The organism is Senegalimassilia anaerobia JC110 (genome assembly GCF_000236865.1).
Taxonomy (GTDB): Bacteria; Actinomycetota; Coriobacteriia; order Coriobacteriales; family Eggerthellaceae; genus Senegalimassilia; species Senegalimassilia anaerobia.
Genome location: NZ_HE611014.1, coordinates 302,899 through 327,409, shown reverse-complemented (window position 1 = coordinate 327,409; position 24,511 = coordinate 302,899). Strand labels below are relative to the sequence as shown.

At 65.9% G+C, this 24,511-nt stretch carries 20 protein-coding genes; 3 read left to right on the top strand and 17 right to left on the bottom strand.

The window, feature by feature from the left end:
- A partial coding sequence (locus SFHG_RS01390; protein ID WP_202898033.1) for a hypothetical protein occupies window positions 1-1,346 on the top strand: 1,346 nt, incomplete at its 5' end.
- A gap of 212 nt (window positions 1,347-1,558) precedes the next feature.
- Here SFHG_RS01390 and SFHG_RS11065 read toward each other — a convergent pair.
- Window positions 1,559-2,077, bottom strand: coding sequence for a YbaN family protein (locus SFHG_RS11065; protein WP_238318239.1), 519 nt, complete (start codon window positions 2,075-2,077; stop codon window positions 1,559-1,561).
- Window positions 2,078-2,339: 262 nt separating this feature from the next.
- Between SFHG_RS11065 and ngr the strand changes: the two genes are divergently transcribed.
- Entirely contained in the window at window positions 2,340-2,951 is a 612-nt protein-coding gene (gene ngr / locus SFHG_RS01380) for a nigerythrin (RefSeq protein ID WP_042432513.1), read from the top strand.
- Between the two features lie 448 nt (window positions 2,952-3,399).
- Here ngr and SFHG_RS01375 read toward each other — a convergent pair whose 3' ends face one another.
- The 5 genes from SFHG_RS01375 to SFHG_RS01355 all read right to left on the bottom strand — a co-directional run bounded on the left by SFHG_RS01375 (window position 3,400) and on the right by SFHG_RS01355 (window position 8,839).
- A complete protein-coding gene (locus SFHG_RS01375) occupies window positions 3,400-3,924 on the bottom strand; it encodes a metallophosphoesterase family protein (RefSeq protein WP_042432510.1) in 525 nt (174 codons plus the stop codon).
- A gap of 36 nt (window positions 3,925-3,960) precedes the next feature.
- Window positions 3,961-5,400 carry a helix-turn-helix domain-containing protein gene (locus tag SFHG_RS01370; RefSeq protein WP_042432507.1) on the bottom strand — a complete coding sequence of 480 codons (1,440 nt, stop codon included), beginning with the start codon at window positions 5,398-5,400 and terminating at the stop codon, window positions 3,961-3,963.
- Between the two features lie 85 nt (window positions 5,401-5,485).
- On the bottom strand, window positions 5,486-7,231 hold the full coding sequence (locus SFHG_RS01365; RefSeq protein WP_042432504.1) for an FAD-dependent oxidoreductase: 1,746 nt from the start codon (window positions 7,229-7,231) through the stop codon (window positions 5,486-5,488).
- The gene (locus SFHG_RS01360) at window positions 7,221-7,829 is read right to left on the bottom strand and encodes a cytochrome c3 family protein (protein WP_042432502.1); all 609 of its coding nucleotides are present in this window, start codon (window positions 7,827-7,829) and stop codon (window positions 7,221-7,223) included. The genes SFHG_RS01365 and SFHG_RS01360 overlap by 11 nt, the downstream gene beginning before the upstream one ends.
- A 560-nt stretch (window positions 7,830-8,389) precedes the next feature.
- On the bottom strand, window positions 8,390-8,839 hold the full coding sequence (locus SFHG_RS01355) for an Hsp20/alpha crystallin family protein (RefSeq protein WP_222859225.1): 450 nt from the start codon (window positions 8,837-8,839) through the stop codon (window positions 8,390-8,392).
- 1,004 nt (window positions 8,840-9,843) lie between these two features.
- On the opposite strand from SFHG_RS01355, the gene SFHG_RS01350 reads away from it, so the two are divergent.
- Window positions 9,844-10,548 carry an NUDIX hydrolase gene (locus SFHG_RS01350; RefSeq protein WP_042432500.1) on the top strand — a complete coding sequence of 235 codons (705 nt, stop codon included), beginning with the start codon at window positions 9,844-9,846 and terminating at the stop codon, window positions 10,546-10,548.
- A 355-nt stretch (window positions 10,549-10,903) separates the two neighbouring features.
- Here SFHG_RS01350 and SFHG_RS01345 read toward each other — a convergent pair whose 3' ends face one another.
- The 11 genes from SFHG_RS01345 to SFHG_RS01295 all read right to left on the bottom strand — a co-directional run bounded on the left by SFHG_RS01345 (window position 10,904) and on the right by SFHG_RS01295 (window position 24,270).
- Window positions 10,904-11,203, bottom strand: coding sequence for a YerC/YecD family TrpR-related protein (locus SFHG_RS01345; RefSeq protein WP_042432493.1), 300 nt, complete (start codon window positions 11,201-11,203; stop codon window positions 10,904-10,906).
- A 265-nt stretch (window positions 11,204-11,468) separates the two neighbouring features.
- Window positions 11,469-13,667 (bottom strand): carbohydrate-binding domain-containing protein, encoded by a 2,199-nt coding sequence (locus SFHG_RS01340; protein ID WP_202898032.1) that lies wholly within the window; start codon window positions 13,665-13,667, stop codon window positions 11,469-11,471.
- Window positions 13,668-14,363, bottom strand: coding sequence for a DUF4956 domain-containing protein (locus tag SFHG_RS01335; RefSeq protein WP_042432489.1), 696 nt, complete (start codon window positions 14,361-14,363; stop codon window positions 13,668-13,670).
- Window positions 14,356-15,189 carry a polyphosphate polymerase domain-containing protein gene (locus SFHG_RS01330; protein ID WP_081468870.1) on the bottom strand — a complete coding sequence of 278 codons (834 nt, stop codon included), beginning with the start codon at window positions 15,187-15,189 and terminating at the stop codon, window positions 14,356-14,358. The genes SFHG_RS01335 and SFHG_RS01330 overlap by 8 nt, the downstream gene beginning before the upstream one ends.
- 159 nt (window positions 15,190-15,348) lie before the next feature.
- The gene (locus SFHG_RS01325) at window positions 15,349-16,092 is read right to left on the bottom strand and encodes a class I SAM-dependent methyltransferase (RefSeq protein ID WP_042432487.1); all 744 of its coding nucleotides are present in this window, start codon (window positions 16,090-16,092) and stop codon (window positions 15,349-15,351) included.
- Between the two features lie 287 nt (window positions 16,093-16,379).
- The gene (gene tsaD, locus SFHG_RS01320; protein WP_042432484.1) at window positions 16,380-18,959 is read right to left on the bottom strand and encodes a tRNA (adenosine(37)-N6)-threonylcarbamoyltransferase complex transferase subunit TsaD; all 2,580 of its coding nucleotides are present in this window, start codon (window positions 18,957-18,959) and stop codon (window positions 16,380-16,382) included.
- 109 nt (window positions 18,960-19,068) lie between these two features.
- Complete coding sequence (gene tsaE / locus SFHG_RS01315) at window positions 19,069-19,683, bottom strand: tRNA (adenosine(37)-N6)-threonylcarbamoyltransferase complex ATPase subunit type 1 TsaE (protein ID WP_081468910.1); 615 nt, start codon at window positions 19,681-19,683, stop codon at window positions 19,069-19,071.
- Window positions 19,684-19,785: 102 nt separating this feature from the next.
- Window positions 19,786-20,652 (bottom strand): bifunctional 5,10-methylenetetrahydrofolate dehydrogenase/5,10-methenyltetrahydrofolate cyclohydrolase, encoded by an 867-nt coding sequence (locus SFHG_RS01310; RefSeq protein WP_042432482.1) that lies wholly within the window; start codon window positions 20,650-20,652, stop codon window positions 19,786-19,788.
- A 36-nt stretch (window positions 20,653-20,688) separates the two neighbouring features.
- Window positions 20,689-21,300, bottom strand: a complete 612-nt coding sequence (locus SFHG_RS01305) for a cyclodeaminase/cyclohydrolase family protein (RefSeq protein WP_042432481.1) — start codon at window positions 21,298-21,300, stop codon at window positions 20,689-20,691.
- Between the two features lie 205 nt (window positions 21,301-21,505).
- Window positions 21,506-23,194, bottom strand: coding sequence for a formate--tetrahydrofolate ligase (locus SFHG_RS01300; RefSeq protein ID WP_042432480.1), 1,689 nt, complete (start codon window positions 23,192-23,194; stop codon window positions 21,506-21,508).
- A 257-nt stretch (window positions 23,195-23,451) separates the two neighbouring features.
- The gene (locus SFHG_RS01295; protein WP_042432478.1) at window positions 23,452-24,270 is read right to left on the bottom strand and encodes a type III pantothenate kinase; all 819 of its coding nucleotides are present in this window, start codon (window positions 24,268-24,270) and stop codon (window positions 23,452-23,454) included.
- Window positions 24,271-24,511: the final 241 nt, after the last annotated feature.

The following is a 24,511-nucleotide window of genomic DNA, read 5'->3' as shown; positions in this document are numbered from 1 at the left end:
CCCCCACCCCGCTCTCCGGCACGCCGGGCCTGGGCGGCATCGGGATCTCCGGCGGCTCCCCCACCGGCCGCGGCACCCCACGGCCTGCCGTCGGCGACGGCGGGCAAACGCTCATCACGCGCCGCGGCCTGCTGTTGGGCGCACTCGGCGTAGGCGTGCTGGCGGCTGCGGGCGCCGGCGTCGCCGCGGTCGCGGGCGGCAAGGATTCTTCCACGCCCGACATCCAAACGCTGAAGGTGCCCACCGACGCCGTCTTCACCATCTCCGACCTGTCGCAGGTGGAGAACGCTGACGATTGCGCAGAGCAGCAGGGCTCCTATGACCTGCCCTACGGCTCCCTGGTCTGGTGCAACGATTCGAAGTTCGCCTGCTGCCTGATCCCCACGGAGAAGGCCAAGCCGCTGGCGCAGGTGGCCACGCTGGCCCTGTCGTCGGGCACGTCGGCCGTGGTGCTGGACAAGGCACGCGGGCAGGACGAGGGCTTCGAGATCTACGACGCGCGCTGCACCTCGCAGGGCGTGGTGTGGACCGAGGCGAACATCATGGACGGCACCTGGCGGATCTTCGCCGGAAAGCTGAACTCCAACGGCGACGCCCTCTCCAACATCCAGCAGCTCGATGAGGGCTCCACCGATCGGTTCGAGACCCCCACCATCGCCGCCGTGGGCGGGCACGCGTTCTGGCAGGTCATGCCGCAGTCCGACAGCACCGTCGTCGCGGCGTCGCTGATCGCGCAGCTCAAGAGCGCCTCCATGGGCAGCTCAGATGCCAACGTGGTGTACGAATCGGCCGGCCGCATGGCAACGGCCCCGTATGCGGCGGGCGACGGCGTGGTCATCACGCCGCGCGTCACCGGTGCGTCGTCGTACTACCAGCTTACGCGCGTGAGCGAGAACGGCGACGTCACCGACACGCTGACGCTTCCCGCGTCCATGAAGCCGCTCGAGGCGGGTTACGGCAAGACCGGCTTCACGTTCGCGTTCGACGCCACGTACAGCTACGGCGACGGCATCGCCAACTTGGGCACGTACGCCCCCGCCGAGTCGCCGGGCAGCGGCGGCTACAACGCGCAGAAGTGGCTGCGCTTCGACCGCACGCCCACCACCGCGCCGGCATGGTGCGGCAACTGGCTGATGGTGAAGTCCACGAGCGCCGTATGCGGCGTCGATCTGCAGGGCAAGCGCTACTTCGCGCTGTCAGCGGAGAACGGAGCCGACGACTACGGCGAGTGGCTGGCGTCCGAAGGCGCGGGCGACACGGTGGTCACATACTCCAACATCGACTACACGCCCATCGGCGGCGAAGCCGTGAACTGCTGCCGCGTGAAAGTCTGGAAAACGAAATAGCCGCAGGTTGAAAGCCCCCGCGAACGCGGGGCCTTTTGCGTGGGCGAGGATTGCGGGTGCGGGGGCTTACGGGTTTGCGGGTCGCAAGCAGGCGGGAATTGCAGGTGGGACGAACGGGGCGGAAGCGGCGCAGAGAGCCCCTGTTCGGCTCGATTACGCAAGGAGCCCGCTTGACCAAGGCCGCATCCGGCCCGCGGCTAGGGCGAAATCCCTTATGCCTGCTTGTCGGTTTTCACTATGAAACCGAAGTAGATGATGTGGCCGATCCAGACCGCCGCCAGGACAACCCGCCCGACGGGGACGCGGCCCATCAAGACGAAGCCGATTGCCAGCAGCACCGTCACCGGAATAAGGATGGTGAGCTTCGCGCGCAGCGTCATGGAACGCTTGGTCACGTATCCCTCCAGCACCTGCTTGTACACCTTTGTGCCCTTGAACCAGCTGTTCAAACGCGTGGAGCTACGAGCAAAGCAGAAGGCCGCCACCAGGATGAACGGCGTGGTGGGCAGAATCGGCAGCACCACGCCGACCATCCCCAGCGCGAAGCATAGGAAGCCGCCGACGGCCCAAAGGGCATGGCTGACGCGGTGGCTGCCGCCCGTTAAGCGGCACGATGTCGCGTGGAATGGGCCGACACCACCGGAACACGCCGCTTTCGCCGATCGGGCGGCATCGGAATATGCCGGGCCGGAAGGCGCCGCCTGCTCGATCGAGGCAATCCGCTTGCTCACGTCTCACGCTCGCTAACTGTTTCTATTCGCTAACAAATCTTGAGAAGTTTACCATGGCTTCTTTAGTGAGGCAATCGCGGCGCATGGTCGCCGCATTGAAGTTACCCGCGGCTATCCGTGTGACGGTTGTGCGGAGCCGAGCCGTTGCGGCCGATTAGCGCTTGCACTCGGGCGGAAGGCCGGGTATTCTACAGCTATTGAGATTGATTCTCATTAACGATTCCGAATGGAACCACTACTTCAGACGAGAGGGAGTATCACCATGAATAAGCGCACCGAACTGCCCACCGCAGAGAATTCCTCCAACTTTAACCGCGTCGCCGGCGCAACCTGCCAGGTCGGCACCACGCTGGAGAACCTGAAGGCCGCCGTGTGCGGCGAGACGGGCGCCTCCGCCAAGTACGCCGCCTGCGCCAAGCTTGCCAAGGAGAAGGGCTACGAGCAGCTGGGCCGCCTGTGGGAGGCCACCAGCGCCGCCGAGCAGGTGCACATCCGCCTGGAGGCCGGCCTGGTCGAGGAGCTCGAGCCGGGCTACGAGCGCCCCACTGCCGACGCCCCCGAGCTGGAGGAGATCGACCTGAACCTGATCGCCTCCGCCAACGGCGAGATCTTCGAGACCTCCGACATGTACCCCGGCTTCATCGCGAAGGCCCAGGAGGAGGGCAACGACAAGGCCGTCCAGGTGTTCACCAAGGCCAAGCTGGCCGAGGCCGTGCACGCCGAGCTGTATCTGCAGGCGTACAACAACATCGACGCCGCCGATGACGACTCCTATTTCCTGTGCCCGGGCTGCGGCTACATCGAGAAGGGTTCCGCCGCCCCCGAGAAGTGCCCGATCTGCGGCGCTCCGGCCAAGGTGTTCAAGCAGTTCTAAGCTGCAGGCAAACGAAAGCGTTCCACCCAGGGTCGAGCAGAAGCTCGGCCCTTTTCGTTTCCGTAGGGGGATTGCCGGCAACACGCAAGCGGCCGCCCGATTGGGCGGCCGCATTGCTTCCCTACTTCCCCATCTCCAGCAGCACTTGGCCGTCGAGGGATTCCACGCGGGCGGCCTTTCTCGTACTTGCTGCCAAAAAACGCGCGAGTGCGTGTAGATACCGTCGGCTCTAGCCATATCGGTGGCCAATCCTGCTCAAAGCGATCTTAATGCTTGCGTTCGTGACATAAATCGATGCGTACGATACACTCATCGCTCCTAGGCAATGAAACACACACGCACTCGCGCGATTTTTGGCAGCAACTAGCCCGAAGCGACCCCGAAAGGGGTTGCAGCCCGCCGGCGTCGCGCCTCGAGGACAGCAGGCGGGCATGCCAAGCCCCAGCCCCTACTTCCCCATCTCCATCAGCACTTCGCCGTCGAGCGATTCCACGCGGGCGGCTCGCACGCGGCCCGCTTCCAGTTCGATGAAGCCGACCGACGCCGGGAACCCGCCGCGCGGGCGGCTGCAGCTTCCCGGGCAGATGAACAGGCTGGCCGGGTACGCGTCGCGGCCGGTAAGAATCTCGGGGATATGGGTGTGCCCATGCACGCACACCTGCGGCAGCGGATCCCCCGGCGCGATGGCCCGCGAGCCGTTGAAACCGATGCGGGCATCGTTGGGATAGTGCGCCACCAAAAAGCGCACCCCGTCGATGACAGGATGGGCGAATCGCGTCACGTTCTTACCGTACTCGTCGTAGTCGTTGTTACCCAGCACCGCCGTGGTAGGCGCCATGATCTGCAGTTCGCGTAAAATGCCGGGGTCGCAGATGTCGCCCGCATGGATGATATGGTTGCAATACGCCAAGGCGCCCAGCGCCGCATCGGGCAGGCGCCCATGCGTATCCGAGATCAGTCCAACCAGCTTCATGCGAGCATCACCCTTCCCCTTTAGGCGAACAACGCCCTACCCCTTCTCCACCAGGTCGATCAGGTCTTGGTGCGAGTGGATGTCCAGCTTCGCGTATATATGCTTGACGTGGGCTTTCACCGTGTTGCGCGATACCACCAGCTGCTCCTGGATGTAGGCGCGGTCGCGGCCGCGCGCGAGCATTTGGAACACCTCGAGCTCGCGCGGGGTCAGGCTGTACTGGCTTGCCAGCGCCCGGCAGCGCTCGTCGAACGTGGCCTTCGGCGTCTCGGCCACCGCCGTCTCGACCGGCGTCACGCCGTCGATGACCTCGCGGAAGCTGAACCGCCTCAGCCCGATGAGCGCATAGCCGACGAACAGCAAGATCAACGCCGCGGCGAACAGATCGAACAGCGGCGTGCCCATGCCGGCCAGCGCATTCGCGCGCACGCCCAGCGTCGCACCCAGCGTAGACCCCAGGCTCGAAACGCCGCGGCCCCACGCGAACGCTGCCACCGCGCCGCGGCTGTTGCGCGCCGCCACCGCGATAAGCACCGCCCATGCGACCATGTCGAACAGCATGTTGCCCGTGGACAGCAGCAGCACCGTTGCGGTGCTCGAGTGCGGCAGGTCCATGGTCATGGCCAAGAAGCCCGCCACGATGAGCAGCACCGACACCTGCACGAGCAAATCGGCGGGGAAACGCCTCTCGGACAGCAGCGCCCAAACGGCCACCATCGCCACGGGCAGGATCACGAAAAACGAGGACAACGGCGCGCCGCCGACCTCGCCGAAGCGCAACGAACAGCCGAACGCCACGCGAAACAGGAACAGACATACGAACAGCTGGCTGGCCAGCGGCAGGAACGAAGACGGGCGCGTGACCGAGAAATCGTGCGGAGCCTCGCCGGCCTGCGTCTGCTCGAGCACGGGGCGCGCATCGCGCCACGACAGGGCCCATGCGGCGAAGGGAGCTGCCAAGAAGATCGCCATACCCACCCACACGGGCAGGAGCCAGGCGAACGCCGACGTCGCTCCCTGCACCACGAACGCCAGCGGGACCAGCACGCCCGCCTGGACAGAGGACAACCGCGACGCCGCGATGCCCGCGGTCAGAACGCACCAGGCGCGGCCAACCGCCAACGCGCACGACGCCAGCACCAGCAACGGCGCGCTTCCCAACCCCAGCGCCAACGGAAGGGCGCAGCCTGCCGCCATAAGGACAAGGGCGCCCGCATTCAACGCCCGCACATGCAAAAGCGCAGGCCGGAACGTTGCAAGCAAACCGATTGCTATAAGGACGGCAGCGTTGGCCGTGACGGATATGTCGCGTGCATATGTGAACACCCCGTCGAAGAACGGGAACACCGACACGTTCATGAACGACGAGACCGAAAGCACCAGCGACAACGCGGCGAACGAGCGCCAAAACGCCGGCGTGAACAAGTCGCGCACGTTAGCGCGGTCGGCTTCGGTATGCAGCTTCTTATCGGTCATGCCCGCATTCTATCATGGCGATATAGCGAAAGCGCCGTGCACCCAAAGGTGCGCGGCGCTTCATACGCTAACTTTCCGGCAGGTGCTACGCCTGGCCGGTTGCCGCCAGCATGCCGGCGCGACGGCCTTCGACCATGGTGCGGCCGCAGGCCAGGCCCGTGAACAGGTTCGGGTAGCTGGTGCTGAAGAAGCCGCCCGAGCAGTCGCCGGCCATATACAGGCCCTCGATCTCGGAACCGTCCTCGCGGAAGGGGTGCATGTTCGTGTCGATGCGCACGCCGTCGAGCGTGGCCAGGAACCATGCGCCGGTGCGGATGCCGTAATACGGCGGGGTCTTCAGCGGCATTAGACGGTAGGGCTCCTTGTTGTAGTCCTCGTCCTTGCCGTTCTCCGCCATCTGATTGTAGCGGTTGAACGTCTCCACGAAGTTGTCCACCGGGATGTTCAGCTTTTGCGCCAGCTCCTCGGGGGTGTCGGCCTTCTGCAGATAGCCCTTCTCCAGCAACGGATCGAAGAACATCTTCGGCATCAGGTTGATGCTCATGTTCGACGGGCTGCCGTTATCGAACGGGTACAGGCGGCAGCAGCCGACCTCGTTCATCTGCTTGACCTGCTCGACATAGTCGCTGTCGAAGATGTCGCAGTAGGTGTGACCGGGCTGCATGACGGTGGAGTGCAGCATGTAGTCGTACGGGCCGGACTCGTTGCAGAAGCGCTTGCCGTTAAGGTTGACCTTCATGAACGGCTGCTCGCCGAACCACCACCACTCGCCCACGATGCCGTCGCCCGCCTTCTCGTCGGGCTTGACGGCCGCGCGGTTGAACATGCATGCGGCGCCAATGGGGTCCATCTGGCCGCCGGCCCACAACGCGGCCTTGATGCCGTCGCCCGTGGGGTTGCCGCCGGTGCCGTTACGGCCGATGGAGATGCGCATCTTCTGATTCCAGGGCTGGCGCGCCTCCATCATCTCCAGGTTGTTGCCGTAGCCGCCCGTCGCCAGGATGACGCCCTTGGGAGCGTTGATGCGGATGTAATGACGGTCGTTCACGTCGCGGGCGATGATGCCGACCACACGGCCGCTCTCGTCCTGCTCCAGCTTGATGAGCTCGGTGGACCAGCGGAACTCGGCGCCCTTCTCCTCGGCATACTCCTTGAGCGACACGCCGAAGTTGAAGTTCTTATCCTCCTTGCCCTTGTCCGTCTTGTTCGGGCTGTGGCCGGTCGCCCACGCCTTGTCGCGCGCGCCCTGGCCCTCCGTGCCGACGGAGCCTTCGAACTGCATGACCAGGCGACCGTCACGCTCGACGATCTCGGTGAGCCAATCGATCAGGGCGCCGGATTCGTTCGCCCACACCTTCACCAGGTCGTAGTTGATGAAGCCGTTGGCATAGCGGACGATGTCCTCCATTGCCTCCATCTTGTCGATCTTGAACTGCGGGTACTCGTCGAACGAAGCAAGCTGCAGCTTCGAGTCGATGGCGCCGATATCCTCGCGCGGAGCGAGCACGGTGGAGGTGCGGTCGATGCCGAGCACCTTCGCACCGTTCTCGGCGGCGGAGATGACGGCGGGCAGGCCGGCGGTGCGGCAGCCCACGACCAGCACCTCGGTGTCGATAGTCTCGGTGATATCGCGCTCGGCGACCTCGGGAGCCTGGCCCAGCCAGCTGGGCGTGCCGGGCACCTGGCCGGCGCTCGCGTTTACCGGCTCCTCGCCGGCGGGGACGGTGTAGCCGTTGCCGCAGCCGGTCAGCGCGCCCATGGCGGCGGCGCCGATGGCAGTGATGCCCGCGCCCTTGAGGAAGGTGCGGCGGTCGAGTCCGTTATGCTGCATTCGGGGCCTCCCATCCCTCGGGCATGTTCAGTTTGTGGCACTGGTTGCACATGAGGACGCTCTTCTCGTGAGCCTTGTGGCAGTCGCCGCACTCGAGCGCCAGGTCCTGGTGGCTGCTATGAGGGTTGAACTGCTCGCCGTTGCCCTCGAAGCCCCAGGTGCTGGCGACCACGTCGTCCATGTCGTGGCAGCCGCTCTTGGCGCAGAACTCCTCGCTGGCCATGTCGGCGCCATCGGCCAGCTTCGCGCCGTCGGCGGTCATGGGATAGTCGTCGGAGGTCCACTTCATGACCTCGCCCACCTGCTCGGTGATCACGGGCTCATGGCAGCTCAGGCAGTTGTTGCCCGCCTCGGCGTGCGCGGTCACCAGCATGCCCTGGTCGCCGCTGTAGTACGTGTCGACGTAGCTGTCCATGGGGCTGTGGCAGATGGCGTTGCAGAAGCTGGGCGTCTCGTGCCATACCCAGAAACCCGCGCCCGCCACCACGATCACGGCAGCCACGACGCCGCCGATGATCCAGCCGCGCTTGGCCTTGCGCTTCGGGGAAGGCGCTTGCGCGCCCTCGCCGGGCTGGGAGATCTTCTCGTCTTCAGCCATTCGTTCCTCTCCTTTTCCTTGGAACCTTCGGCAAGCCCGGCGGGTGCGACGACGCTCGAGGAAGACGTCCGCAACCGGATAACGGCCGCATGCTGGCGAAAGCGACGCGTTGCGCCGTGCCCCACCCGCCGGACTTGCCGCGGGGCCCTCCACGGCCCCATCCAACGCGCACATCATGCGCCCGCACAAGCGAGCACGCCTAGTACCCCCGCGGGGTAAACTTTGCGTTTACGCAGGTGAGAGCGTTGTAAGGGAGGCGCAGAGAGCTGCAGACGGACACTTAGGGGACGTAGCATTAACTGTCAGGTATGGCCTTTCCGGGTATCCTCGTTCAAATGCAGACGCATCGCCCCTTGGCCCGCCGCGGCCCCTTAGGGCACCCGCGAAGGCCGCAAACAGCACCCGAAACGCCGAAGACCCCACCGCGGACATGCCGCGATGGGGTCTTCGTAAGGAGGTGAGAGTTGAGAAAAGGTTCGAGGGGGCAGGGTACCGGTCCATAATCGCGACCTATGCCAGGGCAAGCGACGCCCGCAATCGGCCGGAAGCGTTCGAACCAGCTAGTCGATCGAGATGGAGCGCGAGGTTTCGGGCTCGGGCTTGGCGACCTTCTTCGGCACGTCGATCTGCAGGGTGCCGTTATCGAACTTGGCCTTGATGTCGCCTTCCTCGATGTCGTCGCCGACGTAGAAGGTGCGGCTGCACTTGCCGCTGAAGCGCTCCTGACGCACGTAGGTGCCCTTCTTGTCCTCGGTCTCCTGCTTGGTTTCGGCCGTGACGGTCAGGTAGCCATCCTTCAGCTCGGCCTGCACGCCTTCCTTGTCGAAGCCCGGCAGGTCGATGGTCAGCTCGAAACCGGTCTCGGTTTCGCGGATGTCGGTGCGCATCAGGTTCGGCGTGGTCTTCACGCTCGGCGCCGCCATGGTGCCGAAGAAGTTGTCGAACGGGTCGGTCATAAGATCGTTGAAAATACGATTGGAACGAGGTACCAGCATGGACATCATCGTCATCTCCGTTTCTTGGGGCGAAGCGTGCTGCCCGGCACCGGCCGATTCCCGGTCGGGCACCTTGCCCGATTCGCCTGCCAGGCGGACAGTTGCGCCGCATCGCGCAACGGCCGTCAAGCTTGCGAACGGGCCGGCAGGTTGTTCCGCCGCCGTTTCGGTTGCTTTCGTTGCGGCCCCGTTCAGGGGACCGTTCCTTTGAACAGTTATCGTTATAGACCCTGCGTTAGCACTCTGCAAGTGAGAGTGCTAACGCGTTACCTTCACGTCATTTTCGCGTCACGATGCGGGAACTTGAGGGGCCGAGGGAAGCCGCAAACCGCACGGCGGGCGCCAAGAACCCGCAGCGAGCGAGGCGCGGGGCCGGCGAGCCGCCCGCAAGCGTCGCGCGGGCGCGAACCCAACGGCCCGTTGCCCAACTTCACGCGGCGTTCATGCTTCTTTAAGGCTTCTTTCAGGCGGCGCTCCTACTATATGAACCGTTCCTTATCCCTTTCCTTTACGGATCGCGCCCTCCCATCCGCGATCCGGCCAAGCGAAGTCTCCCACTCCCGCTTGGCGCGCGGGGCGCGGGGTTCCCGCCCACGTCCCGCCGATTCCCAAGACGCCGTCTTCCCATCGGCGCCGCTTTGCCGCCCCGTCTCCCATCCCGGGGCGGCAAAGCCCATCGCGGGGTCTCCCTCCCCGCCTAAACGTAGGACCGCCGCGGTTTCCCACCGCGGCGGTCCTACGTTTAGGCGGGGAAACTGCCAGGCGCAAATCGGCTCGCCGCAATCGAACCCGCCGCTCGCTGCAGCAGAGCTCCCATCCTGCCGCACTTGCCGCTCGACAAAACCCGTACGCCAACCGCTCTGCTGCGACCACCGCCTCGCGACGGGTCCGCACCTCCGTCGCCCGCCCGGGTCTGCTGCCGCTCGCTGCGGCAGCGCTCCCCACTCCGCCGCAAGCGCGCTGCACGAGGTCGTCGCGCTTGCGCTACCATGTCGTTAATCGACAGGAAGGAACCCGCCATGCGCGAAACCCCGCAGCTGAAGCATATCGAGCAAGTGTCCGACGGCTGGATCAAGAAGTACATTCTCACGTACGTGCTGCCCGACGGCAGCGACTACATATATGAAGCGGCCTCGCGCAAGGGCCTGGAGGCGTACCGCGCCGAGCTGGCGCGCCTTGAGGCGCGCAGCAACACGGCCATCGCGGCAATCGACGAGGGTGCGGAAGACTTCGGCGCTGCAGCCGTTGCCGCGGCCGAACAGGCCGCCGGCACCAGCGGCAAGCGCACAGCCGACGCCGTATCCATCGTACCCATCACGCGCGACGGCAACCTGGTGCTCATCCGCGAGTTCCGCTATCCGCTGAACAGCTGGGTGGTCGGCCTGCCCGCGGGCCTGGTGGAGCCCGGCGAAGACCTCGCCGTGGCCGTGGACCGTGAGCTGCGCGAGGAAACGGGTTACGGCCTGCGCACCGACATCCCGGAAGGCGCCGTGGAGCTGCTGCCGCAGGCCGGGCATTCGTCCACCGGCATGAGCGACGAAAGCGTGCAAACGGTGTTCGCCCAGGTGGAGAAGGACGAAGCAGCCCATCCCGAGCATGGCGAGCTTATCGAGGTGTTCACGCTGCCGCTTCGCGAGGTTCCGCGGTTCCTTAAGCAGAACCCATTGCCTCTGGGCACCCGTCTGCAGCTGGTGTTGGAGATCTTCGCGAGAAACGCGAAATAGCCCGCATTTTACGCGGGGCGCAACGCGCGAATGAAGCCTGACCCAGGCAGCAAATCGATGCTGAACGGCATTCGCGCGATGTCAGGGGTCACAGGTTCGAGGGATTTCATGTTGCGAAGAGGGGCACGATTCGCTGAAACGAAAAGCCCGCCGCCCTCGAAGGAGGACGGCGGGCTTCGGCACAGCCGTATCGACGGATTTTTCAACTGGCGCGCTATAGGGGGATTTGATGACGAGCGCGCTGCAGGGGATCTGACAGAGGGCGCGCCTCAAGGAGCACCACGGCAAGCGCCGAATCCGCGGCTGCCGCACAGGGCACGCCGGAAAGCCTCGGCCCCGCCCTACCGCTCGGGACTTACTTCCCTTTGCGGGCGTCGTCCAGGATGTTGAGCGCCATGGTGTAGCCGCCGGCGCCGTAGCTCAGGCATTTCGACACGCGGGCGATGGTGGTTGCCGACGCCCCCGTGGCCTTCTCGATGGAAGCATATGAATTGCCGGCGTCGAGCTGGCGCGCAACGGCGAGGCGCTGCGAGGTTTCGCGGATCTCGCGGATGGTGAACAGATCTTCAAGCAGCAGGAAGATGTCGTCCTTGTCCTGGATTTTTGAGAAAACGGTCAGCAGATCCTCCACCTCGGGGGTTCTTAGCTCGCTCATTCGGCATCGCCTTTCCGATTCACCGGGTTCTTTGCCTTCATTGTACTCCATCATGGTGGAGTGCTTGAGAACTCCGCAAACCCCGCCGCAAACGGCAAGCGAGCACGATGCTCAGGGGTCGGACGCTCGGGTCGGACGCCTCGGCCGAGGCGTCCGACCGGCGAAATGCAATACCGGCTATCCACGGAGAACAACAGGCAGGGAAGACGACGGACAAGGGCGGGCGAAGGCCACCGGACAGATTAGCCTACGTCCCCAAAGCGTCTTACTTGCCGCCGGCTGCGCCAGGGCCGCCCGCGCTGCCCATGCCCGCGGAAGCCGCGCAGCTGGCCGTGATGGCGGTCTCGCTGCCGCCGCTCACCGCGCCGGAATCCGTGTAGCCGTCGGCGTTGGCGTTCGCTATCTCGCCGCCGATGACCAGGGTATATTCGCCGCCTTCCGCAAAAGCCGGGCTGGAAGTCAACACCATGCCGAAGCGCTTGGTCGCCGTGAACGACGCCACCACGTTGCCGCTACCGTCGACCACGCACACGCTCTGGCCGGCCTCTCCGCTTGCCGAGGTCATGGCGAAGGCCTGCGTGCCGCCGGTGAAGCTTTGCGCCATGCCCGTGGAGCCGACCATGAGCACGGTGCCGCCGCTGATGGTCGCGCTGCCGTCGTAGTCGAACGCGCCGTCGCCATCGCTGGTGGGCCCGGAGACCAGCAGCACGCCGCCCGTCACCTCGACGTTGCCGTTGCTGTCGATGGCATCGCCGACGGAGTCGACCACCAAGTAACCGCCGTTAATCTGGATGAGGCAGCTGTTATCCGCCTGGCCCACGCCGCCGCCGGCCGCAGGGTCGCCGCCCTGTTGTCTGGGATCGATAACGCCGCCTGCGCCGCCTGCGTTATCGCCCACCGGAGGCTCGGGCGCACTTCCACCCTGCTGCGCACCGGCGGCGTCGGGGGCCTGGCCACCCTGTTGGACACCTGCGGCGCCCGGGGCTTGCCCATCCTGCTGGGCAGCGGCGTCGGGGGCTTGCCCGCTCTGCTGCGCACCTGCAGGAGCCTGGCCGCCGGCATCCGGCGTCGCAGCCCCGCCGCCCTTGCCGGGCGCACCGGGGGTGCCGCCATTGGGAAGCGTGCTGCTCACGGTATCGGCATCCGCGTCGTCGGACAGGTCGGCGGCGCTGGCGTTCACGCCATCGTCGCTTGCCACGATGTGCGTATCGCCGCCGTTGACGTAGACCTTCTCCGCTTCATAACCCTCGTTGCAGCTGGCCACGTTCACGATCCCGCCGTCCACGGTCAGCTTCGTCTCCGCGTGGAACGCGTCGTCGCCCGCGCTGGCCTCTATCGAGGCGCCCAGCAGGTGCATCTCCAAATCGGAATGGAAGGCATCGTCGTTCGCCGCCACCGTCAGCGATCCGCCCGCAAGGCGGATGAGCGTCTTGCCCTGCACCGCATCGTCGCCAGCTTGGATGTCGAACGCGCCGCCATCGATGCTCACGAAACCTTTCGTCGGATCGTCGTCCTTGTTCGACTTGATGCCGTCGCCGCCAGCCTGAATGGTGAAGACGCCGTCGCGAACCTTCACGCTGTCGCGGCCGCGCAAACCATCCTCCACGGCGCTGATGTTGTACGTGCCGGATACAACGACCAAGTCGTCCTTCGAGCATACCGCGTGGCGATACGCGCTCGTCACGTTCAGCGTCCCGGACCCGTTCAGCGTCAGGTCGCAGCGGCTGAACAGCGTGGCGTACGGTTCGTCGGAATCACTTTCCAGCGCATACGACGACCCATCGGACAGATTATTCTCCGTCCCGGCGTCCAAGGTGACGAAGCACTTGTCCGCATTACGCACGTAGATTGCCGGGGCGTCCTCGTTATGGATGGTCGCGCCCGCCAGCACCAGCTGCACCTTGTCGTCGTCGCCGGCGTCGACCAGCAGCTGCCCGTCGGTCAGCTCACCCGACACGATGTACGTGCCCGCCGACGAGATGACCGCACCAGCGGCGCTCGCTTGAGCGCCCGCCCCCTGCACGCTAGCCGAATCGCCGGAAAGCGTGATAACGGTCGCCGACGACGCATCATGGGATGCATCAAGGTCGCGCTTGGAATAGCCCAGGTCAAGGGCGCTTTCGTCAAACGTCGCCGCAACCTCCTCGAACGACGCATACTCCACGTCGGAAGCGCTTGCCGCAGCAGCCTGCTCAGATGCGGCCGAGTTTTCCGCATCCGTCGAAACCGCCGCGCAGCCCTCCATCGCCAGCACGCCGCTCAAAGCCAGCAAGGCGACCGCGCCGCACGCCAGGCGCGTCAGGCCTCGCACATCGTTGCGCTGCGGCGCCGACGATCCGCCCGCCGCTGGCGCGGCGACATCGGGACCATGCTCATCCTGGCCGACAGCCCGGCAAAACGCCCCAGACGCCTCGACCCCGCTTTCGCGCGCCGCCCGGGCGCGTCGGTTCGCAAACCAGCCCATTTAGAGCACCTCCTTGGAGACCTGCGCGTTGCTCAAACTGACCTTCAGATTCCCATTCAGACAGCGCACCTCGTCCATCAGGCGTTTCTCGATCCCGGGCTGCGCCAGGCGCACCTGATACTCAAGCTGGTACAAACTGCCCATGTTCGTGGTGCAAACCTCCGTCAGCTCATGCTCGGCGGTGTATCGCGCCAGCACGGCGTCGAACATTCCATCGAACTCCAGGTCCTCTGGAACCGTCACGCGGAGCACCTTCTCCGGCTGCTGCGGCCGCCCGAACGGCGACAACACGTACACCACGTTCACCACGCCGACGATGAACGTGAACAGCACGGCCAGCGCGATGAACCCCATGCCCGTGGCCAAGCCGATGGCCATGGCAAAAAACACGCTGCCGATATCCTTCGCGCTGCCCGGGATGCTGCGGAAGCGCACCAGGTTGAACACGCCCATGACGGCGATGCCCGCGCCAAGATTGCCGTTGACCAGGGTGATCACCATCTGCACGATAAGCGGCAGCAGCGCCAGGGTCACCACGAAGTTCTTCGAGTATTTGTGACGGAACATATAGATGCAGGCCACGGCCGCACCGAGCACAATGGACGCGACACAGCACATCAGGAACTGCACGGTGGACACGCTTGCCACCAGGGAATCGGCCGTTCCGAAGACCGAGGAGAGCGCGGAATCAAGCACAACGATCATCCTTTCGGGAAGTCAGGGTCGGGAGAGCGTTACGAACGAAACGGACGCCGGCGGCACGTTCGCACTCCTGGTAGGCGGCGCCGTACTTGCTGAACGACGACGGATACGCCTGGCATCCGCCGAGCACCTCGACCAGCCAAGACGGGTAAGCACCGGCGGTCTTCACCTCCATAATCGTCTCGCCCAGGCCCAAAAGCGGATGGAAGGTGCTGCCCGCTCCGCGCTCGCCGGCCAGCACATCGCGATACGCGACGCCCGAGTCGAACGTGATGCGCAGCCCGTCGGCGTCGGCGCCCGGGACCGGGGCGTACGCCGTGCGCTCGCACACGATGTACATGGAAGGCCGCAGGTTGCGATAGCGCGCCGCGAACGCATCGATCTCGCGGGCGATCTGGATGCTGTGCAGCGTGAGCGCCTCGTCCTGTTGCACCTGGTCGGACAGCGGATTTTGCACGCAGGCGTTCTCGTAGGGCACGCGCCCCATCAGGTAGGCGTACGCCGCCGTCAACGAGCATCCCACGCGGCGCTTGTACACGATGCCGTCGTATTTCTTCTTGATCTCCACGTACACGCGCTCGCCCGAAGTCGGCGTGCCGTACCAACGCAGGCGCAGCTTCTCCTTGTACAGGGGTTTTTCCAAGCTGCGCGCGATCAGGTCGCGCCTCGGCGTATCGAAATACAGGCTGGTGATGCGCGTGCGGCCGTACTCGTCGGCGGCCATGCGCCCGGCCAGCGCATCGAGCACCTCGCGATGCTGCTTCGCATTTAAGCGGTATTTGACCTCTTTGCGTTCAAAGGTGTCGGTGAATGAAGCCATCGTTTCCTCCCAAGGGCCCACAGCCCAGGCTCGGGGAACATTTCGAGACTAGATGCTACGAAGACACCCTTAAAGTTGACTGAAACCGAGGTCGGAAACACGAAAGCCCGCCGGTGGCGGGCTTTCGATCGTTGCAGTCGGGATCTTCCGGGATTGGCGCTACTCGGGCTTTTTTGCCACGTGAACTGCGGCGATGCCGCCGGTGTAGTTCTTCCAGGTAACGCCTGTGAAGCCGGCATCCTCCATCATGCGGGCAAGACCCTGCTGGTTGGGGAACGCCTTGATGGACTTCGACAGATACACGAAGCCGTCGCGGTCGCCCGTGATCAGGCCGCCCCAGAACGGGATGAGGTGCTTCAAATAGAAGTTATACAGCGCGCGCCACACGGCGTTGGGCGGGGTGCTGAACTCAAGGCACACCAGGCTGCCGCCCGGCTTGAGCACGCGATACATCTCCGACAGCGCGCGCGGGCGGTCGGGCATGTTGCGAATGCCGTAGGCCATGGTGATGGCGTCGTAGCTGGCATCGGCGTACGGGATTTCCTGCGCGTCCACCACCTCGAAATCCACCGGCACGCCGTCGGCAGCGCCATCGGCGTAGTGTGCGCGAGCCACGTCGAGCATCTCGTTGACCAGGTCGGTGCACTGGATATGGCGCGGATGCTTGGCGCGCGCCACGGTGAAGCTGACGTCGCCCGTTCCGCCCGCAATGTCGAGAACATCATCGTTTGCGCTGATGGGAGCCTGTTTCATCATGCCCGCCAGCCACATCTTGTAAGCGCCGAAGCTGGAGATGGCGTTGAAGCGCTCGTACTTCTTCGCGATGGTGGAGAAGATGTCCTTCACGCGTTCGGACGAAATCTCGGCCGGCGCTTCCTTGCCGGTGGCGGTATCGATGGCCATGCGGTGCTGCTCCTTGCGTATCGTGCGCGCCCGGCGAACCCGGGCGCGTTCATCAAGCTGGCCCTGAGCGGGCCGTTCGTTCGACATTCCAGTATAGCCGTTCGCGCAGCCGCGCCGCGCGTTCGGCATGAAGCGAACACGCAAGCTGCGGCTGCGACGACGCAGCGACCGAAGGTCGGCGAGGGGGCGCGGCCGCGCAACCCGCGCAAGGCGCAAGCGGCAAAGTCATGCCCATCAGGCAAAACGCCGACGAGAGCCGTGTTCGCAAAGCCTCGGGGCGCGAGCTGCTAGTACTCCTGCTCTAGGTCCGCGTGCGCCTGCGCGTCGGTTTCAAGGCCATAGAACTTCCCTTGACGGAAGCGGCCGAGCGCCACCAGGGCGATCATGCCGGCATTGTCGCCGCAGGCCGAAAGCGGGGGCATGACCAGGCGCACCTGCATCTTCTTGCACAGCTTCCCGTACGCCGCGCGCAGCACGGGGTTCGCAGCCACGCCGCCGCCCAGGCAGAACGTGGGGGCGCCCGTTTCACGCAGCGCCATCTCGGCCTTCTTCACCTGCACGTCCACCACGGCGGCCTCGAAGCTGGCGCAGATGTCCGGCACGTTGAGCTCACGGCCCGCGGCGCGCTCGTTGTTGATATAGGTGACCACGGCGGTCTTCAGGCCCGAAAGGCTGAAGCGCATGTCGCCCGAATGCATCATGGCGCGCGGGAACTCGATGGCCTTCGGGTTGCCCTTGGCGCCCTGCGCCGACACCACGGGGCCGCCCGGGTAGCCCAGGCCGAGCGCCTTGGCCACCTTGTCGAACGCCTCGCCCACCGCATCGTCGATGGTGGCGCCCAGCACGCGGTAATCGCCCCAGCCGCGCATATGCACGAGCATGGTGTTTCCGCCGCTGACCAGGGAAACCACCGCCGGAGGGGCGAAATCGGGCGCGCCGATCTTGTTAGCGTACATGTGGCCCTCCAGGTGGTTCACGCCCACCAGCGGCTTGTCGGCAGCCCAGGCCGCGCCCTTGGCGAACGCCACGCCCACCACCAGGGCACCCACCAGGCCAGGCGCGTACGTGACGCCCACGCCGTCAAGGTCTGACCAGGTCAGACGCTCCATGCCCAAGCGCTGCGCCGCAACGTCCAGACACTCGTCGCACACGCCGCAGATGGCCTCGATGTGCTTGCGGCTGGCGATCTCGGGCACCACGCCGCCGAAGCGGGAATGGAAGTCGATCTGGCTTGCCACAACGTCGGAGAGCAGGTTGCCCTTCCCGTCGACGATTGCCGCGGCCGTCTCGTCGCACGAGCTTTCAATAGCAAGGATGAGCGGACGCTCGAGCTGCGCTGCGGGCTGGGCGGCCTTCTGCGCATCGTGCGCCTCGTCCACGCGAAGCGTCATGCCGGCAACGTCGACCGAGGACTCTTGGATGCCGGCATCCTCGGTGACGGCGCGCAGCGCCTTCGCGTCGGCGGCGCCGCCGACGGCCGAAGATCCGATGACGCCCTGCAGCGGGCCCTCCATGATGACGGCGTCCTCGCGGTCGGAATAGTAATGCGGGCGCTTGCCGATGGAATGCATGCCGAGCGATTCGTAGAACGCCTGCGCGCCGGCATTGGAAGCGCGCACCTCGAGCGAGCACGTGGTGGCGCCCAGGTCGCGGGCATCGGAGGCAACGCGCGAGATGAGCTGACGCGCGATACCGCGGCGGCGCCACGCCGGATCGGTGCCGATCTTGAGGATCTGCACCTGCCCGTCGATCACCATGCCACCGGCATAGCCGACCAGCACGGTTCCACGCGCGGAAGAGGCGCCTTCGGAGCCCGCGACGGGTCCGGCATCGGGGCCTTCCCCGCTTGCATAGGCCGCCCACCAGGTGCGATCGGCACGCGGAAGTTCATCGGCCACCAGGGCCGCGTTCCATGCATCCGAGCCCATGACCTGGGATTCCATGGCGGCAACGTCCTCGGCATGCGCGGCGTCGAGCGGCTTGTACGTGATGCCGTGCTCGTCAGGGCGCGCGTTGAGCACCGCCGTGTCGTGCATGGTGGCGCGCTGATCGCGGCGGGGCGCGGCGTCCTGCACGCCGGTGGCAAGGTTTTTCGGGTCGTTCTTCGCCAGGCGGATGCGCTCGTTCTCCTCGGCGTCCGACAGGCGCGTGTACACCGGCAGCAAGAACGCCGGGTTGTGTCGCTGCGCATCCAGCGGGTCTGCCGCGCCCGTGCGCCACGCGTCCTGCAGCGCCAGCAAAAGCCCGCGGCCCGTGGGCGCCCACAGCTCCTCGGGCAACAGCGTGCCAGCGGGGGCGAACAACTCCGCGTACTTCGCAAGCCCGTCGCCCGTCAGCTGCAACGCGCCGACCGCAGCGCCAGAAGACGCTTCGTCGACCAGCTCCTGGGCTGCCACCTGGGCTTTCACCACGCGGTCGGCCTCAAGGCGATGCACGCCCGCATCATCGAGCGCGTAGCGGACGGGGTAGACTTCCTTGCGCATGGCGTCGGCGACCACGGCCAGCCGGCCACGCACGCCCGAGGCCCACGCATGCCAGGCCACCACGTCGAGCGACGACACACCCACCAGCGCGGCACCGAGCGCCTGCGCGGCGCCCTTCGCCGTGGCCATGGCGATGCGCACGCCTGTGAACGAGCCCGGTCCGCGGCCGACGCACACGCACGCCAGCTGGCCGCGCTCCACGCCGGCTTCGCGCAGCAGGGCATCCACCCGCACGAGCAGCTGCATGTTCGACGCGCGATGCGCCGCCACCTCCACCGCGGCCACCGGCTCCACCGCGCATGCCGCGGCGTTCAAACGGCCCAGCCCGATGGAGATCACCTCGTTCGCCGTATCGAACGCCAACGCATATGCGGTTTCAGGCACAGTGCTCCCCTTGCTTTCGAATATGGTTCCTTTTATGGCCGGTTTCGCTGCGAGATACCGCCTGCCGCGCGACGTTCGCCCGGGACGCATCAGGCACGGCAGCAGGCGATCACATCGTCTCAGCAGGCGAATCGGCGGGTTTGGCCTCCGCGACCTTGATCGGGGGGATGGAGCCCGTGCTCATAGGGGCGCCACCCGGCACGATGAAGCCGCCGGCGCTGGCCGTGGTCTTCGACAGGCGAGCCTTCGAGTCGTTTGCCCACACGGTGAGCAGCTGACGAGCGCGGTTTCCCAGCGCATGCGCGAACACGCGGCGGCCGCCGTCCTCCGCCACCAGGATGCGGATCTCCAGGTAGCCGTACGGCAACGCGCCGGGGAACTTCTCGCCCCACTCGATGAACGACACGCCATCGGCGTCGATGGTGTCGTAATAGCCCGTGTCCTCCAGCTCATCCTGGTCGTCCAGACGATACAGGTCGAAGTGGTACAGCGGGATACGCCCCTGGTAGTACTCCAGCAGGATGTTGAACGTGGGGCTGGTAACCTGAGCGGATATGCCCAGGCCCGCAGCAACGCCTTGCACAAATTGGGTTTTGCCGGCGCCCAAATCGCCCGAAAGCACCACCACGTCGCCCGGATGCAGGTACGGAGCCAGCGTTTCGGCCAGCTGCTTCGTTGCCTCCGTGGACGCGGTTTTACGTGCGTATGTCAGTCCGTTAGCCATAATGCAGCACATCATACGCCAATGCGCGGCAACATGCACCCCGCCCACGAAAACGGCGGATAAGCAGGGGAAAACGGCTTTCAGGAGCAGGCGGGCGTTACGCTAACCTTTCAGGCTTTCCTTCAGCTGGGCCTCAGCGGCGGCCACGGTGTGCTGCATGGTCATGCTGGTGGTCACGGTGCCCACGCCGCCGGGCACCGGGGTGATGGCGTCCACGATGGGCTCCACCTCGTCGAAGTCCACGTCGCCGCACAGCTTGCCGTGAACATCGAAGTTAATGCCCACATCGAGCACCGTCTGGCCCGGGCGGAAGTACTCGCGGCCGTAGGCGCGGGCGCGGCCCGTGGCGCAGATGACGATATCGGCCGAGCGGCTGATCTCCTGCAGGTTCTCGGTACGGCTATGGCAGATGGTGACGCTGGCGTTGCGGCGCAGCAGCATCATGGAGACGGGCTTGCCCACTACCAGGCTGCGGCCGATGACCACCACGTGCTTGCCGGCGATGGGCACCTTGTAGTGCTCTAAAATGGCGACGCACGCCGCCGCGGTGCAAGGGGGGAAGCCGTCCGGCGCGTCGGTGAACACCGCCGCAAGCGACGCCAGCGAGATGCCGTCGACGTCCTTGGCCGCGGTCAGCGTGTTGCACATGGCCTTCTCGTCCATGAACGTGGGCAGCGGGCGGAACATCAGGCAGCCGTGCACCGTCTTGTCGTAGTTGATGGACTGCAGCGTGGCCTTGAGCGCTGCCTCGGGCGCGAACTCGTCGAGCACGTAGGGCTTCGTGTGAATGCCCAGGCCGGCGGCGCGTTTGACCGCCGTGCGCTCATACGAAAGGTCATCGGGACGCTGCCCCAGGCGCACCAGCGCCAGCGTGGGTTTCACGCCCTGCTCCTCGAGCGAGGCGATGCGCCCACGCATATCCTCGGCCATGCGGTCGACGACCGGCTTGCCCTTCAACAACTCTGCCACGTTTTCTCCACCTTCATCTATCGGCCTGCAGGCTGTTTACGAGACCGCATCCTTCACGAACGCGAACACCTCGTCGCAGTGCTCGCGCATCTGCGCGACGAGTCGATCCGCCTCGTCGCGGTAGCGTGCAGCACGTTCGGCGTCGTCGATGGACGCCGCGTTAATGTACACGTTCAAGCTGGCGCCGTCCACGGCCGCCCGGGCGAACGCCACGGAAACGCCCGCATCGCTGCGCGCCATGCGGCTGCCGTTGCGCGCCAGGAAATCGGCGTGCTCCACGCACGCGGCCGCCGTGCGCATGATGTCCAGCGGCACCTCGGTGGCGCCGACAAGGGCATCCTGGATGGCCGCCTGCTTGGCCTCAAGCTGCTCGGGGGTGTCCTTGGGCATGCGGTAGGCCTCCGCCAGCGGGCCGAACGCCTCGGCGTCGGCGCCCACCAGCCCGAGCAGGCGCCCGCGCAGGTCCGCCAACTTCTCCAAGCGCATATACACTTCGGGTTCCACCTGGGCATACGTCTTCTTGCCCACGGTCAGGTTGCCCACCATGGACGCCAGCGCGCAGGCCAGCGCGCCGCAATATGCCGAGGCCCCGCCGCCGCCCGGCGTGGGGGCCGCCGAAGCAAGCTCCTCGACGAACGAAGTATCCATACGCTTCCTTTCCATCATCAACTGCACAAGCGGCCTGCGAGCTCGATGCCGGGACCCAGCAACCCTACGAGCAGTTTACCCAGCTGAGTGGCTGGGTGGTGTCCACAAAGCGAGTTCCGCACGACGCAAAAGCCCCAGTGGGGCTTTTGCCAAAGCAGGACTGTCTGAGCGACTGGACACCACCCAGTCGCTCAGCGTCCGGGACTTAGAACAGCCCCGTGATCTTACCGGTCTCGTCGACGTCGATCTTGAAGGCCGCGGGGCTCTTCCCCAGGCCCGGCATGGTCATGATGTTGCCGGTGAGCGCCACCACGAAGCCGGCGCCGGCGCTGACCTTGACGTCGCGCACGGTGATGCGGAAGCCGCGCGGCGCGCCCAGCTTCGTCTGGTCGTCGCTGAAGCTGTACTGGGTCTTGGCCATGCACACGGGCATGCCGCCGAAGCCGAGCTTCTCCAGCTTCGCCAGCTCCTTGGCCGCCTTTGCCTCGAAGTCGACGCCGTCGGCACGGTAGACGTTCTTCGCAACGGCCTCGATCTTCTCGCGCAGACTCAGGTCATCGCCGTAGGAGAACTGGAACGTGTCGGCGCTGCGGCCGGCCTCGTCGCCGTTCTCGCACAGGCGCACGACCTCGTCGGCCAGCGCCAGGCCGCCCTCGCCGCCCTTGGCCCACACCTCGGACAGGGCCACGTTCACGCCCAGCTCGCGACACTTGTCCTCAACGAGCTTCAGCTCGGCCTCGGTGTCGGTGGGGAAGCGGTTGATGGCCACCACGCACGGCAAGTTGTACACGTTCGTGATGTTCTCCACGTGCTGCAGCAGGTTGGGCAGGCCGGCCTCGAGCGCCTGCAGGTTCTCATCGTTGAGCGCGTCCTTCGCCACGCCGCCGTGGTTCTTGAGCGCGCGGACCGTTGCCACCACGACGACGGCATCGGGCTTCAGGCCGGTCAGGCGGCACTTGATGTCCAGGAACTTCTCCGCGCCCAGGTCGGCGCCGAAGCCGGCCTCGGTGATGGCGTAGTCGCCCAGCGCGCGGGCCATTTGCGTGGCCATGATGGAGTTGCAGCCATGCGCGATGTTGGCGAAGGGGCCGCCGTGCACGAACGCCGGCGTGCCCTCGAGCGTCTGCACGAGGTTGGGCTTGAGCGCGTCCTTGAGCAGCGCGGCCATGGCGCCCTCGGCGTGCAGGTCGTGCGCGGTGACGGGCTGGTCGTCGAAGGTGTAGCCGACCACGATGCGGCCGAGGCGCTCCTTCAGGTCGGTGATGCTGGTTGCCAGGCAGAAGATCGCCATGATCTCGCTGGCCACGGTGATGTCGAAGCCGTCCTCGCGAGGCACGCCGTTGGCCCTGCCGCCCAGGCCGCACACGATGTTGCGCAGCTGGCGGTCGTTCATGTCCACCACGCGCTTCCACGTGATCTTGCGGACGTCGATGCCCAGCTCGTTGCCGTTATGGATGTGGGCGTCGAGCAGCGCCGCGAGCAGGTTGTTGGCCGCGCCGATGGCGTGGAAGTCGCCGGTGAAGTGCAGGTTGATGTCCTCCATGGGGATGACCTGGGCGTATCCGCCGCCCGCAGCACCGCCCTTGATGCCGAACACGGGGCCCAGGCTGGGCTCGCGCAGCGCAACGACGGGGTTCTTGCCGCGCTTCTGCAGCGCGTCGGCCAGGCCCACCGTGGTGGTGGTCTTGCCCTCGCCGGCCGGCGTGGGGTTGATGGCCGTCACGAGCACCAGCTTGCCCGGCGTGTGCTGCTCATCGCGGAGCAGGTTGTAGTCCACCTTAGCCTTCGTGGTTCCGTACTGCTCCAGGTACTGCTCGGGCACACCCGCCTTCTGCGCGATGGCGCTGATGGGTTGCGGAGTCGCTGCCTGGGCGATTTCGATGTCGGTCAACACGTCGGGGCCTCTCTCTCGTCTGGATGCGGACGCGCCCCGTCCTTTGGCGGGGCGCATGAACGTAGGTGTCATTGTAGCGGCGAGCCCTGTCGGCCATGGGACAGGCGCCTGTTAAGAAACCCAGATTTCAAGGCAACGGCGAAAATGCGGCCAAATTTGTTGCAATTGTGGAGAAGTGGGCGACGGAACCGCCTTGCGGACGGCTTCCCAAGACGCCGGAGGGCGAAGCCGGGATGGGGCGCCGGCGGGGGCTCGCCCTACTCCAGCACCTCGTCGGGGCGGCCGTACAGGCCGGTGACGTCGTTGTCCATAAAGTTGTCGTACACCAGGCGAAGGCCCTCGAGCGTCAGGTCCTGGTTCACGTGCGTGATGGTGCGCGACAGCGGCGCCACGCGACGCGCCAGGCCGCCGGTGGCCACGACGGCGGCTTTGTGGCCGAGCTGCTCGAAGATGCGGTTGACCAGGCCATCTACACGATCGGCCTCGCCGTAGACGATGCCCACCTGCATGGCCTGGGCGGTGTTGCGGCCGATGGAAGTGTGCGGGTTGACCAGCTCGATGGCGCCCAGTTTGGTGGCATGGCTGAACAGCGCGCGGGCGCTGGTGTCCACGCCGGGCGCGATGATGCCGCCGGCGAACGTGCCGTCGCCATCGATCACTTCCATATTAGTGGCGGTGCCGAAATCGACCACCACCACGGGCGAGCCGTACAGCATGCGCGCTGCCACGCAGTCGGCGATGCGGTCGGCGCCGATCTCCCACGGGTTGGGATAGTCGCCGGCATCGAACAGCCCGGCGGCGTTCTCGGCGGTGCACACCACCGCACGCACGCCGATCATCTGCTTGGTCGCCTGACACCACGCCTCGGTGAGCGCCGGGACCACCGACGCCAGCGCCACGCCGCTGATATCGTCGAACGAGATGCCCTCGGAGCTGAGCAGCGGGATGAGCTTCACGCGCAGCTCGTCGCACGTGTGCAGCTTGTTGGTAGCCACGCGCCAGCGGAAGCGCAGCTTCTTGTTCTCGTACACGCCCAAAACGGTCTGGGTGTTTCCCACGTCTATTGCCAGCAGCATGGCGCCGCTCCCCTCGTTCTCATGTCCCCCGTCACCGCGTTCCGCGAGGGGGCCGATTTTTCCGCGCATCAGTATAGCAGCAGGCTGCAAGACGGCCGGCAAGCACACGGGAAGCGCCCGAATCCGCCCGCCGAGCGCACGCATCGGGCGATTCGGACGGGGTTCGAACGCAGACGCACCGGCGCGGGGCGGGGCGCGGGCACGGCGGGGCGGGACGCGCGGGTCGGCGCGGGGCGGGCCC

Coding starts and splice junctions, on each gene's coding strand:
- SFHG_RS01325 (WP_042432487.1), bottom strand. CDS start 16,092: ATGGCCATCGATACCGCCACCGGCAAGGAAGCGCCGGCCGAGATTTCG.
- SFHG_RS01340 (WP_202898032.1), bottom strand. CDS start 13,667: ATGGGCTGGTTTGCGAACCGACGCGCCCGGGCGGCGCGCGAAAGCGGG.
- SFHG_RS01360 (WP_042432502.1), bottom strand. CDS start 7,829: ATGGCTGAAGACGAGAAGATCTCCCAGCCCGGCGAGGGCGCGCAAGCG.
- SFHG_RS01355 (WP_222859225.1), bottom strand. CDS start 8,839: ATGACGATGATGTCCATGCTGGTACCTCGTTCCAATCGTATTTTCAAC.
- SFHG_RS01350 (WP_042432500.1), top strand. CDS start 9,844: ATGCGCGAAACCCCGCAGCTGAAGCATATCGAGCAAGTGTCCGACGGC.
- SFHG_RS01305 (WP_042432481.1), bottom strand. CDS start 21,300: ATGGATACTTCGTTCGTCGAGGAGCTTGCTTCGGCGGCCCCCACGCCG.
- SFHG_RS01370 (WP_042432507.1), bottom strand. CDS start 5,400: ATGACCGATAAGAAGCTGCATACCGAAGCCGACCGCGCTAACGTGCGC.
- SFHG_RS01375 (WP_042432510.1), bottom strand. CDS start 3,924: ATGAAGCTGGTTGGACTGATCTCGGATACGCATGGGCGCCTGCCCGAT.
- tsaE (WP_081468910.1), bottom strand. CDS start 19,683: ATGGCTAACGGACTGACATACGCACGTAAAACCGCGTCCACGGAGGCA.
- SFHG_RS01295 (WP_042432478.1), bottom strand. CDS start 24,270: ATGCTGCTGGCAATAGACGTGGGAAACACCCAGACCGTTTTGGGCGTG.
- ngr (WP_042432513.1), top strand. CDS start 2,340: ATGAATAAGCGCACCGAACTGCCCACCGCAGAGAATTCCTCCAACTTT.
- SFHG_RS01330 (WP_081468870.1), bottom strand. CDS start 15,189: ATGGCTTCATTCACCGACACCTTTGAACGCAAAGAGGTCAAATACCGC.
- SFHG_RS01345 (WP_042432493.1), bottom strand. CDS start 11,203: ATGAGCGAGCTAAGAACCCCCGAGGTGGAGGATCTGCTGACCGTTTTC.
- SFHG_RS01365 (WP_042432504.1), bottom strand. CDS start 7,231: ATGCAGCATAACGGACTCGACCGCCGCACCTTCCTCAAGGGCGCGGGC.